Raw genomic sequence first — 15,184 nt, 5'->3', positions numbered from 1 at the left:
AGGGATAGAGGCAAAAAAACTCAATAGAATCAAGATTCACCTATTCCCTTATATTAGACATAAATATTTTATTTTACTTGCTTTTTATTTGCCTAATGAATATACTAACAACTTCATAACATTGGTAAAATTATCCGGCGGGCTATTATTAAAAGAATCAGAAAGTTTTTTGTAAAATTCTTTCCACAAACATTTATTTTCAATAAAGCCACCTAATTCATCAGCCTTAACTTTAGCAAAGATATAACCAAAGTCTTCTAAAGCTTTAATGCGATAAAGAGTGAGATTATAAAATACATGCGTTTCATTTTTTAAAGCAAATTCTTTTCTTTAAAAAGGTTATAGCCTTCTATCTAACAGCGTTTTTGCTGTAAAATTCAAATTATCGATCTGCTCAACTAAAGAACTTTCATTGTTTAGCTTTTGTGCTTTTTTCAAAGAGATGTGGGCTTTCAAGAATAAGCTTTTCTCGTGCTTTTTGTAACTGTTTAATGACTTCATCAATCTTTGATGGAGAACAAAAAGATTCTTGGCTATTCAACAAATGCAGCCTCTCCTTTCCCTCATACAAACATTGCATCTGAGACTGAAGTATTCTAACTTCTTGAAAAAAAAGACGTCCTGTTTCCTTAAAACCATTATTAAGTGCAAAAAGTTGATCGGAAATGGATAGCAGAATTTGTTTTAAAAAACGCTCATTTTCTTGGCGTTTACGATATTCTAAAATAAGAGCATGGCTTATCTCATCTAACTGTTTTTTTGTAGAATCAATTTGACGCAATAAATTTGGTTTTTCCCCCATATCACCTTTTCTCACCTTCACAAGCATAGCATGAATGTCTAATAACTTAATTGCGGAATGAGATAAATAATCAACAACTGTAGGCGTATTAACATAGCGTTTCCGTGCAATCATCACAAACTCACCTAATGACTGTTTTTTACATTCATCCCGCCATTTATTTTTCATTTTACAAGACCATTCTAAAGAAAGTGCTAAAAAATATTACCTCCAATACATTATTCGATGGAGCCTCTTCTCTCTTTTCACGATCAACGTGGAATCCGTGGAGAGAGAAAACGTACAGGTGTATAAAGGATAAGATGTGTTGTTTTTTCCAACACACTACTACCATCAGCAAGAAGGGCTTGACTAGGTGACAATTCTGTACCTTGCATAATTGTGGAAGCCAAAGAACCTTCTCGAGAAAGAGCCATCAATGTTGGCGAAGATGCAAAGACATTGTGTGCCCCCCCATCCACATGAGAGAAATCAAGAACAGCTATTCCATTTTTACGCAACATTTCAATATCTGAGCCATCGCCCACACGATGATGTCCACCCGTAAGACGTCCTGAAACCGCAAGAGCTTTATCCGCTCTGGATACTAAAATAGCGGTTGGCTGCGGGAGTTTTTTTATATCATTAAGTTGGCGCTCAAATACATCAACATCAATATCTGGTGCAGCCATTAATAAACTTGTAATACGACGAATAGGCCTATATTTTCCCTGTAACACTAACGTTCTAAATGCTTCCATTATAACAAAATTGCCCATAGAATGTGCAATAACCGAAATTTGATCAGCATTGGTTTCACTAATAAGTGTTAAAAGCTCTATCAATCCGTCACGGGCAAAATTAGCACTGTCACGATCATAAATATAAAGAGGAACTGATCCGGCCGAAGGCCAAGAATAATGCACAGCGACAACATTTAAAGAATAATCGTGTGTAAACTGTGCTGTACGAAATGTACCATCTGCAAAATTATTATTATACCCATGGATAAAAAGAAAAATTTCTCTTTTTCCTTTTGGCTTTTTTGCTAAAGCAGCATTTAATCGCTGTTTAAACTGTTCTTTATTATCGTATTTTTGCAATGCTACTGCTGCAAAATACTTATCATGCGTAGGTTTATAGGCATTTATTTCAACAACTCCCTTTACATGTTGCTGAGGAATTCCTACGTCAACACGATTATAATGAACTTTATTTGATCGCTCTGCACCATAAGGTTGAGCGTAATTATTTTGCATCATACGACTCGTTGCAACATACACTGGAACGATGGCTTTTGGAGAAACTGGTTTCCCTTCAACTTCCCTTTCTACGGCAGTCATAGAAGGTGTTGCATGCACCCCATGCCAAAGTACAGCACGTGAATCACTACACGCTGATAATAAAGAAATACAAATAAGAAGTGTTAAATATCTCAGAATCATTATACTTCTCACTGCAACTTCACCCCACCTTATAAAAATATAACATTTCAAATGCATAGATAAAGTAATAAAAACGAAACATTATTGGCAACACACCAACAAATAACATACAAAAAAGATTTTTCTATAATGCCTATAAATCCCCTCTCTCTAACATAACTTCATCTCATTATGGAGAGACTCACTGCTAACTGGTGCGGTCGAGAAGACTCGAACTTCCACGGGTTGCCCCACAGCGACCTCAACGCTGCGCGTCTACCAATTCCGCCACGACCGCACGTGGAAAGAAAAAATCTTGGTTTTTAGCCTTTAACAAATCATAAAGAAAGGTACAAGCCAATTTTCTTTTTCTCATAATTTATTTTATCCGGATGCTTTATAACTTAATAAAGATTACGAGAAATATGGGCTTTACTATGACCTTTGAACCATCATCATAAAATGTGCTTGTGCCGCTTGATCTTTTTCATAATAACCATGAAAGTTTTTTGTAATTGTTGTAGAGCCCTGTTTTTGGATTCCTCTCATAGCCATACACATGTGCTCAGCCTCAATCAATACTGCTACACCATGAGGCTTCAGATACGTTTTTAACGCGTGAGCCACTTGCGCTGTCATAGCTTCTTGAGTTTGTAAACGACGAGAAAAAATATCTACAACACGTACAATTTTTGAAAGACCAACAATTTTTGCATTAGGAAGATATGCTATATGTGCTTTCCCAATAATTGGGATCATGTGATGCTCACAGTGTGAATAAAAAGGTATATTCTTTACGATTACGGCTTCATTGTATCCTGAAACCTCTTCAAAAACTGTACCTAAGGTTTCTTTAACCGATTGACTATAACCATTAAAAAGCTCGCGATATGCCTTGGCTATACGTTTTGGAGTATCTAAAAGCCCTTCTCTATTTGGATTTTCTCCTATCCATAAGAGTAATGTACGAATCGCCTCTTCCACCTCTTCAATACTCGGACGCTTTTCTTCAGATAAATTTGTGTCTTCTTTAACAACATTACGCATTCAAAAACTCCAAGCTTACTCTATACAAAGCATTTGCTCCATACCTATCTCATTTTGTATAATCTCTATATAAGCGAATTAAAAGTTTAAACAATCACGACTCTCAAAATTTCAGGCAATAGCGCATGATTGATAATATCTATAATGATAAAATACTTAAATATGCTGCACATATAGGCAAAATTGGGCGTCTTAATAATCCTGATGCAACATCAAGAAAACATGCACACCTTTGTGGTTCGACAATCACTGTAGATTTAAAAGTGGAAAATGGTATTATTACCGATTTTGCTCACGAAATACATGCATGTGTGCTAGGGCAAGCTTCAGCTTCACTTTTAGCATCTCATATCATCGGACAAACAACTCAAGATCTTAAAATATTGCGTGAAGTTATCTACCAAATGCTAACGCAAAATGGTCCTTCTCCTCAATCTCCATTTGAGGATTTTTCTTGCTTACAGCCCTTTAAAGACTATAAAGTGCGCCATGCAGCAACACTACTACCCTTTGATGCAACGATAGACTGCATTCAAAAAATTGAAGAAAAATAAATGTTCAAATCACAATCTAGACAAAAAAAGTTGACTCGGAATTACACAGGCACTTGGCAAAAAACACCCGGACGATTATTGGGTGTTTTCTTAATACGTTTCTATCAAATAACACTTTCGAGCCTTATAGGTAATCAGTGCCGCCATGCCCCGACTTGTTCAGAATATACATATGAAGCGATTGCACGCCATGGGCTTTGGGCTGGTGCATGGATGGGACTCTTTCGTATCATGCGTTGTGGACCCTTTGGAACAGATGGCTTTGATCCAGTCCCTCCATCGCTTGGAAATTCTTGCTGTTTTTATAAACCTTGGTGTTACTGGAAAATTTCTGACAAACACAACAAATAATCCTTTTCTTTTTTCACATGTATTGATAAAAAAATTAGTCTATAAGCTTTTTACTCAATTTTCACGAAACCATCCGCAATCGTTAGCGGAATTGGATTAAAAGGGTGTTTTTATGTCTTGCTCTATTTCTCTTTTTTTTCCCGATGGTTCAAAACGTAATTACCCCGCCGAAATGACAGGCTTGGAATTAGCAGAATCTATTTCTAAATCACTTGCAAAAAAAGCAGTCGCCTATAGTCTTGATGGTATCACGCGAGACTTATCGGATCCATTGGGACAATCTGGTCAAGTAGAGATTATTACCCGAGAAGATTCACGCGCTCTTGAGCTCATAAGGCATGATTGCGCCCATGTCCTTGCTGAAGCAGTGCAAGAGCTCTTTCCTGAAACGCAAGTAACAATAGGTCCTGTCATTGAGAATGGATTCTATTATGATTTTGCACGCCAACAACCTTTTACATTAGATGATCTCACCGTCATTGAACAGAAAATGCGTGAAATTATCCAACGCAATAAACCTTTTAGAAAAGAAATTTGGTCTCGTGAAAAAGCAAGAAAAGTTTTTTCTGAGAAAAAAGAATTTTATAAAGTTGAACTTATTGATAGCATTCCTGAAAATCAAGATTTAAAAGTTTATTATCAAGGGGAGTGGTTTGATCTTTGTCGCGGACCGCACATGCAATCTACAGGGCAAATTGGGAATGCTTTCAAATTAATGAAAGTTGCAGGAGCTTATTGGCGTGGCGATGCCAATAATCCAATGCTCACGAGAATTTATGGAACAGCATTTGCAAATGAAAATGACTTAAAAGCCTACCTCCATATGCTAGAAGAAGCTGAAAAACGTGATCATCGCCGCTTGGGACGTGAAATGGACTTATTTCACTTTCAAGAAGAAGGGCCAGGAATGATTTTTTGGCACAAAAAAGGTTGGAAAATGTTCCAAAATTTGATCAGCTATATGCGTAGACGCCTTGATGATCATCAATATGCTGAAGTTAATGCACCACAAGTTCTCGATAGGTCACTCTGGGAAATATCTGGCCATTGGGGTTGGTATAAGGAGAATATGTTCAAAGTAATTTCAGCAGCAGAAGATTCAGATCATGGGAATGTTTATGCCCTTAAACCAATGAATTGCCCTGGTCATGTGCAAATTTTTAAACATGGTTTAAAATCTTATCGTGATTTGCCTATTAGACTTTCTGAATTTGGACTTGTTCATCGTTATGAGCCTTCAGGCTCTTTACATGGTCTTATGCGTGTGCGTGGTTTTACACAAGATGATGCGCATATTTTTTGTACTGATGAACAATTAGCCGATGAATGTCTCAGTATTAATGATCTTATTTTATCAACTTATGCTGATTTTGGTTTTAAAGAAATTAGTCTTAAGCTTTCAACACGTCCAGAAAAACGAGTTGGATCTGATGCATTATGGGATCATGCAGAAAGTATCATGGAATCTGTCCTTAAAACGATTGAAACAAAATTTGCAGGACAAATCAAAACAAGCATCCTTCCAGGTGAAGGAGCATTTTATGGTCCAAAATTTGAATATACATTAAAGGATGCTATCGGTCGTGAATGGCAATGTGGAACAACACAAATAGACTTTAATCTCCCTGAACGTTTTGGTGCATTCTATATTGATAAAGATTCAGAAAAACGTCAACCTGTTATGATCCACCGTGCTATTTTGGGATCAATGGAGCGTTTTCTTGGTATATTAATCGAAAATTTTGCTGGACATATGCCACTTTGGCTTGCTCCTGAACAAATTGTTGTTGTAACAATTACATCCGAAGCAAATGAATATGCCCAAAAAATAACAGCAAAACTTAAAGCTGTTGGGCTTTCCGCAACAATAGATCTCCGCAATGAAAAAATTAACTATAAAATACGAGAACATTCTTTACAAAAAGTCCCCGTAATTTTGGTATGTGGCAAACGTGAAGCTGAAACAAACAGCGTAAATATACGCCGCTTAGGAAGTACAAATCAAACCCTTTTATCTGTAGAAGATGTGATTAAACAACTCTCAAATGAAGCAACACCTCCAGATTTGCAACGTGTCATAAATGCATAATATCACAGAAGATGGTAATACGTTAATTTTTTACTATAAATCTTCAGTTTTTGTACAAAATGAAATAATTTGATATTGTAGTGTTTTTTTGTTTCATGCACAATGACCTATCATCAGAAAGAGTAACGTGCTCTCTCTCTACAAGGTGGATTGGTGAAAAAGTTGAATGTAAGCTATGAGCTGTTTAAATGCAAAAATCATAGACAATTGAATATTAATAATAACATTAATCTTTTACCTTTATAATGAAAAGATTCTGCTACTATCATGGATAGATCATTACAATAATTATAGCAACATCAAGCAAGAAAACTGAAAACAAGATTATATTTATTAATAAAAAATATGTAAAATTAGCTGAACAATGATATTTCTTATTCGTAAGATAAGCCCTTATAAAAAAGGACAAGATATTGATTTATAATGATAATATATCGTTATTCATATTAAATAAGGTTTCGAATATCATAGGCTTCTCTTATTTTTAATATGTTTATGTTGAATTTATCAAAATCATTTGCTTGCACGAAACAAGCGGAATGAGTGTATGGATAAAAATTATTGAGAAAGGACTTTTAAAATGCCTACAATGAGCCGCCTAAAGTGCTAAGGATTGTTGCAGTCATTGAGAACAGGCTATAACTATAATGATGATGCCGACTTGAACCTTCATAAGTATAAAAACAGCGGTACTCAACGAGTTTACCATTAATCATTCACGAGGCATTATGGTAAAATAAGATTAAGAAGCCTTAAGAAACATCTCTTTAAAACAAGCACATGAATTGGTAAGCTAATGGCATTCTACATCCCGCAATCTACACTGATGAGATATTGCCTTAATTTTTATAAAGCCAAATCAAAAAAATGGCAAAACTCAGCGTTTATTCTTTCTCTTCTTCATGTTTTACCAAATGAAAAACTCTTATAAAAAACTCGTTAAATATACACATACGATATATGACTACTCGTTGAACGTATAAAATTCTGGGCACATCCATAAAACATCTAAATATCTACGAAACACATATAAAACAAAAAAATATTATTATCGTGCTCTATCAAGAACACGCTTACATTCAATGAGTTCAAACAGAATTTCTTGTAACAATGCTTTATCAGTTTTATCTTTGTAAAGATTCACAGAACCGACAGATGTTTCTCCCTCACTCCTCATGAAACTCAAAAGCCCAAAAGAAGATTTCTTAGGCTTATTGCTAGCATTTTCAGAAGTTTGTCCTGCATGTTTCTTCTCTATGACCACATTCATAGCATCAAGATCACCATTACCCAATGCAGTTACAAAAGCAACACCATTTTCTTTCAAAAGGCGTTGCACACCTTTTATCGTATAACCTTGATCATATAGTAACTGCTTAATACCATTGAGCAAATCAACATCGACCGGACGATAATAGCGCCTTCCTCCCCCACGTTTCATTGGTTTAATCTGCCTAAAACGTGTTTCCCAAAATCTTAAGACATGCTGCGGAAGCTCCAATAACTCCGCTACTTCGCTAATTGTGCGAAAAGCATCAGAGCTTTTATCCATTTTGTAACACCTTATTTAAAACAAAATAAATTACTTTACAATGACTCATTCTGTCTCAATTTCTCAACAAGATTAGTCAAAAATAAGACCATCATTGACACCTTACTCACCAGTCTTTTTCTAAAAAACAAAGACCCTTATTTTATACATTTCTTTAACAAATACCAAACATACCATGGCATTTATTTATGAGATATCATTTTTTCTGTTTTGCACGATACGAATCTAAAATTCTCTGTTTAAGAACATTGGCAGCCTTAAACGTCACAACACGTCGCGGCGGAATAGGTGCTTCAACACCTGTTTTTGGATTGCGTCCAACACGTTCATTTTTACTGCGAACCTGAAAAGTTGCAAAAGAAGATAATTTAACCGCTTCACCTCTTACAAGTGAGTTGCAAATCTCATCCAAAACCAATTCGACTAAAGCTGCTGATTCAGTATGTGACAAGCCCACTCTTTTACAAACTACGCTCGCTAAATCTGCACGCGTTACTGTCTTACTTGTCATTATAACCACCTATTAAAATATTAAAAATTACAAAATGACTTATACGTTTTCTTGAAATATGGTCAAGTAGCCATAATTTACCAACGAATAAGAATTGCTCCCCATGTAAATCCACCTCCCATGGCTTCTAACATGATAAGATCTCCTTCTTTTATTTTTCCATCGCAAACAGCTGTTGTTAAAGCCAACGGAACTGATGCAGCAGACGTATTACCATGTTGATCAACGGTAATCACAACTTTATCTAGTGAAATTCCTAGCTTTTTAGCAGATGCTTCAATAATGCGCTTATTAGCCTGATGAGGTACAAACCAATCTAATTGTGAAGAATCCATACCTGCAGCTGCAAAACAATCATCAACCACATCCGTTATCATACCAACAGCATATTTAAAAACTTCTCGTCCTTCCATACGCAAATAGCCTGTCGTTTGTGTTGTTGAAGGTCCACCATCAACATATAGCTTATCTATATAAGCACCATTAGAGCGCAATTTCGCAGACAATATACCACGCTCAAAAGCAATATCCCCCTCAGTTTCTTGTGCTTCCAAAATAACAGCACCCGCACCATCACCAAACAAAACACATGTCGTACGATCTTCCCAATCTAAAATTCGAGAAAATGTATCGGATCCAATAACTAAAATTCTTTTAGCTCCCCCACACCGTAAATAAGAATCTCCTGTTGTTAAAGCAAAAATAAAACCAGAGCAAACAGCTTGAATATCAAAAGCAAATCCATGGCTCATTCCCAAAGCATGCTGAATTTCAACAGCAGAAGCAGGAAAAGTACGATTCGGGGTAGACGTTGCTAAAATAATACAATCGATGTCTTTTATTGTTAAACCAGCATTTGTAAGTGCTGCTTGCGCAGCCTCAACTCCTAAAGAAACAGTTGTTTCATTTTCACTGGCAATATAACGTTGGCGTATTCCTGTACGCTGAACAATCCATGAATCTGACGTTTCAACAAACTTTGCAATCTCATCATTTGATAAACTTCTTTTCGGCAAAGCACTTCCTACACCACGTATAATTGACCGAATCATTCAGCTCTTACCTTTTCTTCAAATTTTTCATTTCTATTATAAGAGCTTATCATAAGGACTCTCCATTCATCACCGCTTCATCTTCTTGGTCAAAAAGTGTTTCTTTATTTTCATGAAATCGCCGTAAATCAGCCGTTATTTTTTGTAAAAGTCCATTATTAACCATTTTATAACCAACGCGGATAGCAGAAGCAAAGCCATTAGCATTAGCACTGCCATGACTTTTTATAACAACACCATTCAAACCTAAAAGCACTCCTCCATTCACCCTATCAGGATCCATTTTATGTTTCAGTATACGAAAAGCACCCCGTGATAAAAAATAACCAAGAGATGTTAAAAAAGAACTGCGCATTGCAGAGTTTAAAATCTCTCCTATCTGTCGTGCGGTTCCTTCTGCGGTTTTTAAAGCGATATTACCAGAAAACCCCTCTGTCACAACAACATCGACTGTTCCTTTTCCAATGTCATTGCCCTCAACAAATCCTTTATATTCCAATCCTTCTAATTGCACTTCACGCAATATCATTCCTGCTTTTTTTATTTCATAAAGTCCTTTAACCTCTTCCACCCCCACATTTAAAAGCCCAATACTTGGTCTTTCAGTGTGATATAAAGCGCGAAACATACCTGCTCCCATAACCGCCAAATCAACCAACTGACTAGCAGAGGCACCAATTGTTGCTCCAATATCTAAAACAATACTCTCACTGCGCAGTGTTGGCCAGATACCCGCAATACCAGGACGTTCAGCCTCTGCAAGCATTTTCAAACAAAAATAAGACATGGCCATGAGTGCACCCGTATTACCAGCAGAAATGCAAGCATCAGCTTCACCATTTTTTACCGCTTCAATGGCGTACCACATTGATGATTTACCACGTCCATTACGAAGTGCTTGGCTTGGCTTTTCATCCATGCGTGTATAACTTTCTGTAGGGCAAAAGCGCGATACAGAATCCAAACAGGGATATTTTTTTAAAACCGGACGAACAGCCTCCTCTACTCCATAAAATAGAAAATAAATATTTGATAAATATTTTTGTACAATTGCTGCTCCTGCAATAGCTGCTTCTGGACCGTAATCACCGCCCATGACATCCACAGAAATTCTAATCACGCTTGCATATCCCACATCTTTTCATTTACATCTTTAAATACATATTATGATTTTTGGCTCCTGAATACTCACACAGCACATCTTGCGAAAATCGCTTCGCAGAAAATACCGTTTAGCATACAATAGATATTTTTTGTATGTTTTTACAATCACTTCCAATTTTTCAAAACAGAAAATGGAGAGAATTTTCGCTCTGCTTCTTCTAAATTTTCACCCATATTCATCTTTATCCCTTCTTTACGTGGATAATGATTAATAGACAACTCAAAAAACTCTTCCATGATTGCGCCAATATCAATTTTATCATCATAAAATACTTCAGGAGTATCAAGCCCCTCCACATCTAAAAACAATTCCCCTGTATCCTCTGATATTTTGGGCTTCATCAAATTTGAATCTTCAGGAACAAAAACAACCTCAATATTTTCACAAAGGATATTTTCTAATGGTTCTAATGTAACAACACATAACTGTAGTATACGCGCTTGCAACAGACCTTTTATACGCACTCCGCGTTTTTTCCACGGGAAAATATGGAATTTTCCCTCACAAGATTTTACTTCAATTAAATCATGGTTCTGGGCTAAATGTGTACATTCTTTTTTGTTTGCACAAAAATGAACCCTTATACCTTTAGCAGGTAGAGAACGTACAGATATTGGATAAGCCAAAGCAAATGTCATTTGAGGAACATTTTGAACATTCATTGACAACTCCCAAACATAAAAACGCGTAAAGCACTATGTTTTTATTTATCTCAAGTATTTATGCATTTTTTTCTTTTCTAAAGAAATTCTATATGGCATAATTTGCTTTATAACAGGGAAACTCAGTGTAAGCTACGGTAGATTAAGTTAAAATTAGAAAAAACTTGAGGTTGCCTTCTTGTCCTACATCTCAGTATAAAAAGGAGATACTATTGTTTCAAATGCCTCACATAATAGCCTTAATCAAACGTAAATTATTGATTGGTCTATCAATAGCAAGCATAGGAATGCTTGCTGGGTGTAGCCTTCTTGATTCTTCAGGTTCGAGCCAAATTTATAGAGAAGGCTATGTTCTTGATAAAAATGCTCTAAGTTCTATCTCTATTGGCTCAAGTCAAGAGCAAGTTCTTTTAACTTTAGGGACCCCCTCATTAAAAACAAAATATGATAATGAAGTTTTTTATTACATCTCACAGACACGTTATCGTGGGATGCAGTTTATGAAAACAAAGATTATTGATCGCAAAGTTTTAGCCATTTACTTCAATAAAAATAATCAGGTTGCAAAAGTTGCAAATTACGGATTACAAGACGGTCAAGTGTTTGATTTTATTACACAAACAACGCCAACTGTAACAAAAGAACATCCTTTCTTAATTCAAATTATAAAAGGCCCTGCGAATTTGCCACCCCATAACTGAATTATATAGTCTGCATACCGTTTCAATATTATAGGTCTGATAATATCAGATCTATAATAGGGGGATTTGTAACTCTTAGAGGCGAACTTTTTTTGCCATACTGTCAAGAACTGCATTAACAAGTTTTGGCTCATCACCTTCAAAAAACGCCTTTGCTATGTCAACATACTCATTCATGACAACCGCAACGGGAACATCTTTACGGTTGATCAACTCCCATAAACCTGCTCGTAAAATTGCTCGCAATATAGAATCAAGACGTGAAAGAGACCACTCTGCAGAAAGCTGTTGATGAAGCAGAGGATCAAGCTGCTTTTGATCTTTTACAACACCCGTTATAATAGCCAAAAACCATTGAAAATCAGCTTCAAGATATTGGTCTCCATCAATATCTTTTCCCAAACGATAAGCCTCATACTCAGCTGCCGTTTCCATCACCCCCGAACCCACGATATCCATTTGATAGAGTGCTTGAACTGCAGCGAGTCTTGCTGCTCCACGTTTATTGGCTGAACGCGGAAAATGTCTGCTTTTTATATCAGCCATATTTAACGATTATCTCCAAATCTCTTTTTTAGAGCGATCATACATAAAGCAGCTTCAGCCGCAAAACCACCTTTATTTTTGTCATCTAATTTTGCACGCACCCATGCTTGTTCTTCGTTTTCAACAGTCAAAATACCATTTCCAATAGCCAAGTGCTGATGAACAGTTAAATCCATCAATGCACGACAAGAATCATTAGCAACAATTTCAAAGTGATATGTTTCACCTCGAATAACACAACCAAGAGCAACATAACCATCATACGATATCTTGTTTTGTTCAGCAAAAGCTATTGCACTTGGTATTTCTAATGCTCCAGGAACCGTTACAACATCATAACTTGCTTCAGCTTTTTGCAAAGTATTCACTGCACCTCTCAAAAGTGCATCAGAAATCCCCTCATAAAAACGTGCCTCAACAATCAATACGTGAGGCTTTTTACCTATCTCTTTCATCATAATGGAATTCCACAAAAAACGAATCAAAAAAATCAAAGTTATAAAGCATAAAATTCTGAAAACGATCAATAGAGTGTTGGCTTATTCATCTTCTCTTTTTAAAGCAAAAAGTTTTGCAGCATAACGAGTAAGTTGATCAATTTCCAAATTGACCCGATCTCCAATTTTAGCTTGTCCCCACGTTGTCATTTCAAGTGTATGGCGAATAATAAGAACATCAAAAACACAATCCTCAACACCATTAACAGTCAAAGATGTCCCATTAAGTGCAAGAGATCCCTTATTAACAATGAAAGGCATAAATTGTCTTGAAACTTTTAAATAAAAACGAATTGCATCCCCTTCATTTTTTTGATCAATGATTTCAGCCAAACCATCAATATGACCAGAAACTAAATGTCCTCCCATTTCATCACCCAATCGAAGCGAACGTTCCAAATTAACAAAAGTTCCTTTTATCCATTGTGCAAGATTCGTTAAACGTAATGTTTCTTCCCACGCCTCAACAACAAACCAATTGGTATCTTCTTGCTTTAATCCTCGCTCTACAATTGTCAGACAAATTCCTGAACAAGCAATTGACGCGCCAATTGCTAAGCTTTCTATAGCATAGCGGGTAGAAATCTTTAAACGCATCCCCTGCTTTAAAGGTTGAACATCTTCAACACAACCAATATCCGTTATAATTCCTGTGAACATAATGTCTTACGTCTCCACTTATAAAAACGGTCATTTCCAAACATTCTTGTCTCAATCTCATGAAACTGCGAGAGATAATTTCCAAAATGAGGGGCTTCAATACGATTTTTGCCTAAAACAATAGGGGTATGAAAACATATCAAATGATCAACACAACCAGCATTCAAAAATTTTTCCCCTGTCTTGACGCCCCCTTCCAATAAAACACTATTAATCCCATGTTTATAAAGCATCTGTAAAAGAGCAAAGGGTTCTACACAACCATTGTTCATCTCGACCGAATAAACAGACACACCATATTGCTCCAATGCATTTTTTTTGCTTTTCTTTGAAAGATCCACATCACAAATAACCCATGTAGGAATTTTTATGGCTGTTTGGACAACTTTTGCATCAAGGGGGATAGATAAATCTGCATCCAAAATAATACGAATTGGTGAGCGCATTTCCATCCCTGGCAAGCGGCAATTGAGTTGTGGATCATCTGCTAATATAGTACCAATACCAACGAGGATAGCATTATTTTGAGCACGTAGAATATGCGTATGAGCATGAGAAAGTGTTCCACTAATTTTTACGCTGCCCTTCTCTCTTTTTCCAACACCATTATCGGCAGAAATTGCCATTTTAAAAGTGACCGCACAGCGTTGTATCTTCCTTATGCACCAATGCGTCCATAAGGATTCAAAAGCCTCTTCAGCTAAAATGCCCTCAACCACTTCAATACCCGCTGCTCGCAAAAGAGCAATACCATGACCATCAACACGCTTGTCACAATCAGTCAGCGCAACAACAACTCGAGAAACACCTGAATCAATAAGCGCATTCACACACGGCGAAGTTTTTCCATAATGCGCACAAGGTTCTAAAGTAACATAAGCAGTCGCTCCTTGAGCCAAAGAACCTGCCATGTGTAAAGCTTGCACTTCCGCATGAGGACTCCCATGAATAGCTGTTACGCCATAGCCAACAATAAAAGCCCCCACAGCACCATTATCGTTTCGCACAATTAACGTACCAACGGAAGGATTCTCACCTGTAAGACCGACATGACGTTCTGCTAAACGAATAGCTGCAGCCATAAACCGTTCATCTTGCACTTTTTTATTCATCAAAACGAGATTCTGTATCCGCGATACCCTTTGACAATTCATCTATAACATCGTGAAAATCGCTTGCATTACGAAAATCTCGATACACAGAAGCAAAACGAATATAAGCAATATCATCAATTCTTTTCAATGCTTCCATCACAAGATGCCCAATTTTTTCTGAAGCAATCTCTGGTTCTCCCAAACTTTCAAGCTGGCGTACAATGCCAGAAATTGCTCGTTCAATATGATCAGGATCAATATTGCGCTTACGTACAGCCACATCAACTGATCGCATTAACTTATCACGATCGAAGAGTTCACATCGTCCACTTTTTTTAGCAACCAAGAGCTCACGCAACTGAACACGTTCAAAAGTTGTAAAACGACCACCACAAACGGAACACACACGGCGGCGGCGAATCACTGCCCCCTCTTCTGCTGGACGTGAGTCTTTGACCTGTGTATCCTCATATTGGCAGTAAGGACAGCGCATCCTTT

Annotated in this window: 17 protein-coding genes and 1 tRNA gene; 4 read left to right on the top strand and 14 right to left on the bottom strand. The window is 36.8% G+C overall.

Features of this window, described 5'->3' with window-relative positions:
- Positions 1 to 409: 409 nt before the first annotated feature.
- From ACFINO_RS02945 to folE, 4 genes are all read right to left on the bottom strand, one after another.
- Positions 410 to 916 (bottom strand): hypothetical protein, encoded by a 507-nt coding sequence (locus ACFINO_RS02945; protein WP_015856440.1) that lies wholly within the window; start codon positions 914 to 916, stop codon positions 410 to 412.
- A gap of 137 nt (positions 917 to 1,053) precedes the next feature.
- Positions 1,054 to 2,226, bottom strand: coding sequence for an alpha/beta hydrolase (locus ACFINO_RS02940; RefSeq protein ID WP_375655020.1), 1,173 nt, complete (start codon positions 2,224 to 2,226; stop codon positions 1,054 to 1,056).
- A 192-nt stretch (positions 2,227 to 2,418) separates the two neighbouring features.
- Positions 2,419 to 2,503: transfer RNA gene (locus ACFINO_RS02935), tRNA-Leu, on the bottom strand.
- Between the two features lie 137 nt (positions 2,504 to 2,640).
- On the bottom strand, positions 2,641 to 3,252 hold the full coding sequence (folE, locus tag ACFINO_RS02930; protein ID WP_375633139.1) for a GTP cyclohydrolase I FolE: 612 nt from the start codon (positions 3,250 to 3,252) through the stop codon (positions 2,641 to 2,643).
- Between the two features lie 125 nt (positions 3,253 to 3,377).
- Between folE and ACFINO_RS02925 the strand changes: the two genes are divergently transcribed.
- The 3 genes from ACFINO_RS02925 to thrS all read left to right on the top strand — a co-directional run bounded on the left by ACFINO_RS02925 (position 3,378) and on the right by thrS (position 6,246).
- Positions 3,378 to 3,806: an iron-sulfur cluster assembly scaffold protein gene (locus ACFINO_RS02925; RefSeq protein WP_375655019.1), complete on the top strand. Its 429-nt coding sequence runs from the start codon at positions 3,378 to 3,380 to the stop codon at positions 3,804 to 3,806.
- Entirely contained in the window at positions 3,807 to 4,157 is a 351-nt protein-coding gene (gene yidD / locus ACFINO_RS02920; RefSeq protein ID WP_375633141.1) for a membrane protein insertion efficiency factor YidD, read from the top strand. It begins immediately after the preceding gene.
- A 112-nt stretch (positions 4,158 to 4,269) separates the two neighbouring features.
- Positions 4,270 to 6,246 (top strand): threonine--tRNA ligase, encoded by a 1,977-nt coding sequence (thrS, locus tag ACFINO_RS02915; RefSeq protein WP_375655018.1) that lies wholly within the window; start codon positions 4,270 to 4,272, stop codon positions 6,244 to 6,246.
- Positions 6,247 to 7,294: 1,048 nt separating this feature from the next.
- Here the strand turns inward: thrS and ACFINO_RS02910 are convergent.
- The 5 genes from ACFINO_RS02910 to ACFINO_RS02890 all read right to left on the bottom strand — a co-directional run bounded on the left by ACFINO_RS02910 (position 7,295) and on the right by ACFINO_RS02890 (position 11,188).
- Complete coding sequence (locus ACFINO_RS02910; protein ID WP_375633143.1) at positions 7,295 to 7,798, bottom strand: MerR family transcriptional regulator; 504 nt, start codon at positions 7,796 to 7,798, stop codon at positions 7,295 to 7,297.
- Positions 7,799 to 7,994: 196 nt separating this feature from the next.
- On the bottom strand, positions 7,995 to 8,309 hold the full coding sequence (locus tag ACFINO_RS02905) for an integration host factor subunit alpha (RefSeq protein WP_375633144.1): 315 nt from the start codon (positions 8,307 to 8,309) through the stop codon (positions 7,995 to 7,997).
- Between the two features lie 77 nt (positions 8,310 to 8,386).
- A complete protein-coding gene (locus ACFINO_RS02900) occupies positions 8,387 to 9,361 on the bottom strand; it encodes a beta-ketoacyl-ACP synthase III (RefSeq protein ID WP_375607115.1) in 975 nt (324 codons plus the stop codon).
- A gap of 49 nt (positions 9,362 to 9,410) precedes the next feature.
- The gene (gene plsX / locus ACFINO_RS02895) at positions 9,411 to 10,481 is read right to left on the bottom strand and encodes a phosphate acyltransferase PlsX (protein WP_375655017.1); all 1,071 of its coding nucleotides are present in this window, start codon (positions 10,479 to 10,481) and stop codon (positions 9,411 to 9,413) included.
- A 149-nt stretch (positions 10,482 to 10,630) separates the two neighbouring features.
- Entirely contained in the window at positions 10,631 to 11,188 is a 558-nt protein-coding gene (locus ACFINO_RS02890) for a DUF177 domain-containing protein (protein WP_375618504.1), read from the bottom strand.
- A 221-nt stretch (positions 11,189 to 11,409) separates the two neighbouring features.
- Here ACFINO_RS02890 and ACFINO_RS02885 point away from each other — a divergent pair, with 221 nt between their 5' ends.
- Positions 11,410 to 11,889, top strand: coding sequence for an outer membrane protein assembly factor BamE (locus ACFINO_RS02885; protein WP_375607172.1), 480 nt, complete (start codon positions 11,410 to 11,412; stop codon positions 11,887 to 11,889).
- A gap of 75 nt (positions 11,890 to 11,964) precedes the next feature.
- On the opposite strand, the gene nusB is transcribed toward ACFINO_RS02885, so the two are convergent.
- From nusB to nrdR, 5 genes are all read right to left on the bottom strand, one after another.
- On the bottom strand, positions 11,965 to 12,435 hold the full coding sequence (gene nusB / locus ACFINO_RS02880) for a transcription antitermination factor NusB (protein WP_015856452.1): 471 nt from the start codon (positions 12,433 to 12,435) through the stop codon (positions 11,965 to 11,967).
- Positions 12,436 to 12,437: 2 nt separating this feature from the next.
- Complete coding sequence (locus ACFINO_RS02875; RefSeq protein WP_375611572.1) at positions 12,438 to 12,893, bottom strand: 6,7-dimethyl-8-ribityllumazine synthase; 456 nt, start codon at positions 12,891 to 12,893, stop codon at positions 12,438 to 12,440.
- A gap of 81 nt (positions 12,894 to 12,974) precedes the next feature.
- Positions 12,975 to 13,592: a riboflavin synthase gene (locus tag ACFINO_RS02870; protein ID WP_375655016.1), complete on the bottom strand. Its 618-nt coding sequence runs from the start codon at positions 13,590 to 13,592 to the stop codon at positions 12,975 to 12,977.
- Positions 13,574 to 14,704, bottom strand: a complete 1,131-nt coding sequence (gene ribD, locus ACFINO_RS02865; protein WP_375633148.1) for a bifunctional diaminohydroxyphosphoribosylaminopyrimidine deaminase/5-amino-6-(5-phosphoribosylamino)uracil reductase RibD — start codon at positions 14,702 to 14,704, stop codon at positions 13,574 to 13,576. The genes ACFINO_RS02870 and ribD overlap by 19 nt, the downstream gene beginning before the upstream one ends.
- A complete protein-coding gene (gene nrdR / locus ACFINO_RS02860) occupies positions 14,697 to 15,179 on the bottom strand; it encodes a transcriptional regulator NrdR (RefSeq protein ID WP_375633149.1) in 483 nt (160 codons plus the stop codon). The genes ribD and nrdR overlap by 8 nt, the downstream gene beginning before the upstream one ends.
- Positions 15,180 to 15,184 lie beyond the last annotated feature (5 nt).

The sequence above is a fragment of the Bartonella sp. AA83SXKL genome (assembly GCF_042196965.1).
Taxonomy (GTDB): domain Bacteria; phylum Pseudomonadota; class Alphaproteobacteria; order Rhizobiales; family Rhizobiaceae; genus Bartonella.
The sequence above is the reverse complement of the archived record's forward strand: the minus strand, read 5'-3'. Positions and strand labels throughout refer to the sequence as shown.

What these genes read in the sequence shown, in the direction of transcription:
- ACFINO_RS02945 (WP_015856440.1), bottom strand. Translation starts at nt 916, where the DNA reads ATGATTGCACGGAAACGCTATGTTAATACGCCTACAGTTGTTGATTAT.
- ACFINO_RS02940 (WP_375655020.1), bottom strand. Translation starts at nt 2,226, where the DNA reads ATGATTCTGAGATATTTAACACTTCTTATTTGTATTTCTTTATTATCA.
- folE (WP_375633139.1), bottom strand. Translation starts at nt 3,252, where the DNA reads ATGCGTAATGTTGTTAAAGAAGACACAAATTTATCTGAAGAAAAGCGT.
- ACFINO_RS02925 (WP_375655019.1), top strand. Translation starts at nt 3,378, where the DNA reads ATGATTGATAATATCTATAATGATAAAATACTTAAATATGCTGCACAT.
- yidD (WP_375633141.1), top strand. Translation starts at nt 3,807, where the DNA reads ATGTTCAAATCACAATCTAGACAAAAAAAGTTGACTCGGAATTACACA.
- thrS (WP_375655018.1), top strand. Translation starts at nt 4,270, where the DNA reads ATGTCTTGCTCTATTTCTCTTTTTTTTCCCGATGGTTCAAAACGTAAT.
- ACFINO_RS02910 (WP_375633143.1), bottom strand. Translation starts at nt 7,798, where the DNA reads ATGGATAAAAGCTCTGATGCTTTTCGCACAATTAGCGAAGTAGCGGAG.
- ACFINO_RS02905 (WP_375633144.1), bottom strand. Translation starts at nt 8,309, where the DNA reads ATGACAAGTAAGACAGTAACGCGTGCAGATTTAGCGAGCGTAGTTTGT.
- ACFINO_RS02900 (WP_375607115.1), bottom strand. Translation starts at nt 9,361, where the DNA reads ATGATTCGGTCAATTATACGTGGTGTAGGAAGTGCTTTGCCGAAAAGA.
- ACFINO_RS02890 (WP_375618504.1), bottom strand. Translation starts at nt 11,188, where the DNA reads ATGAATGTTCAAAATGTTCCTCAAATGACATTTGCTTTGGCTTATCCA.
- ACFINO_RS02885 (WP_375607172.1), top strand. Translation starts at nt 11,410, where the DNA reads ATGCCTCACATAATAGCCTTAATCAAACGTAAATTATTGATTGGTCTA.
- nusB (WP_015856452.1), bottom strand. Translation starts at nt 12,435, where the DNA reads ATGGCTGATATAAAAAGCAGACATTTTCCGCGTTCAGCCAATAAACGT.
- ACFINO_RS02875 (WP_375611572.1), bottom strand. Translation starts at nt 12,893, where the DNA reads ATGATGAAAGAGATAGGTAAAAAGCCTCACGTATTGATTGTTGAGGCA.
- ACFINO_RS02870 (WP_375655016.1), bottom strand. Translation starts at nt 13,592, where the DNA reads ATGTTCACAGGAATTATAACGGATATTGGTTGTGTTGAAGATGTTCAA.
- ribD (WP_375633148.1), bottom strand. Translation starts at nt 14,704, where the DNA reads ATGAATAAAAAAGTGCAAGATGAACGGTTTATGGCTGCAGCTATTCGT.
- nrdR (WP_375633149.1), bottom strand. Translation starts at nt 15,179, where the DNA reads ATGCGCTGTCCTTACTGCCAATATGAGGATACACAGGTCAAAGACTCA.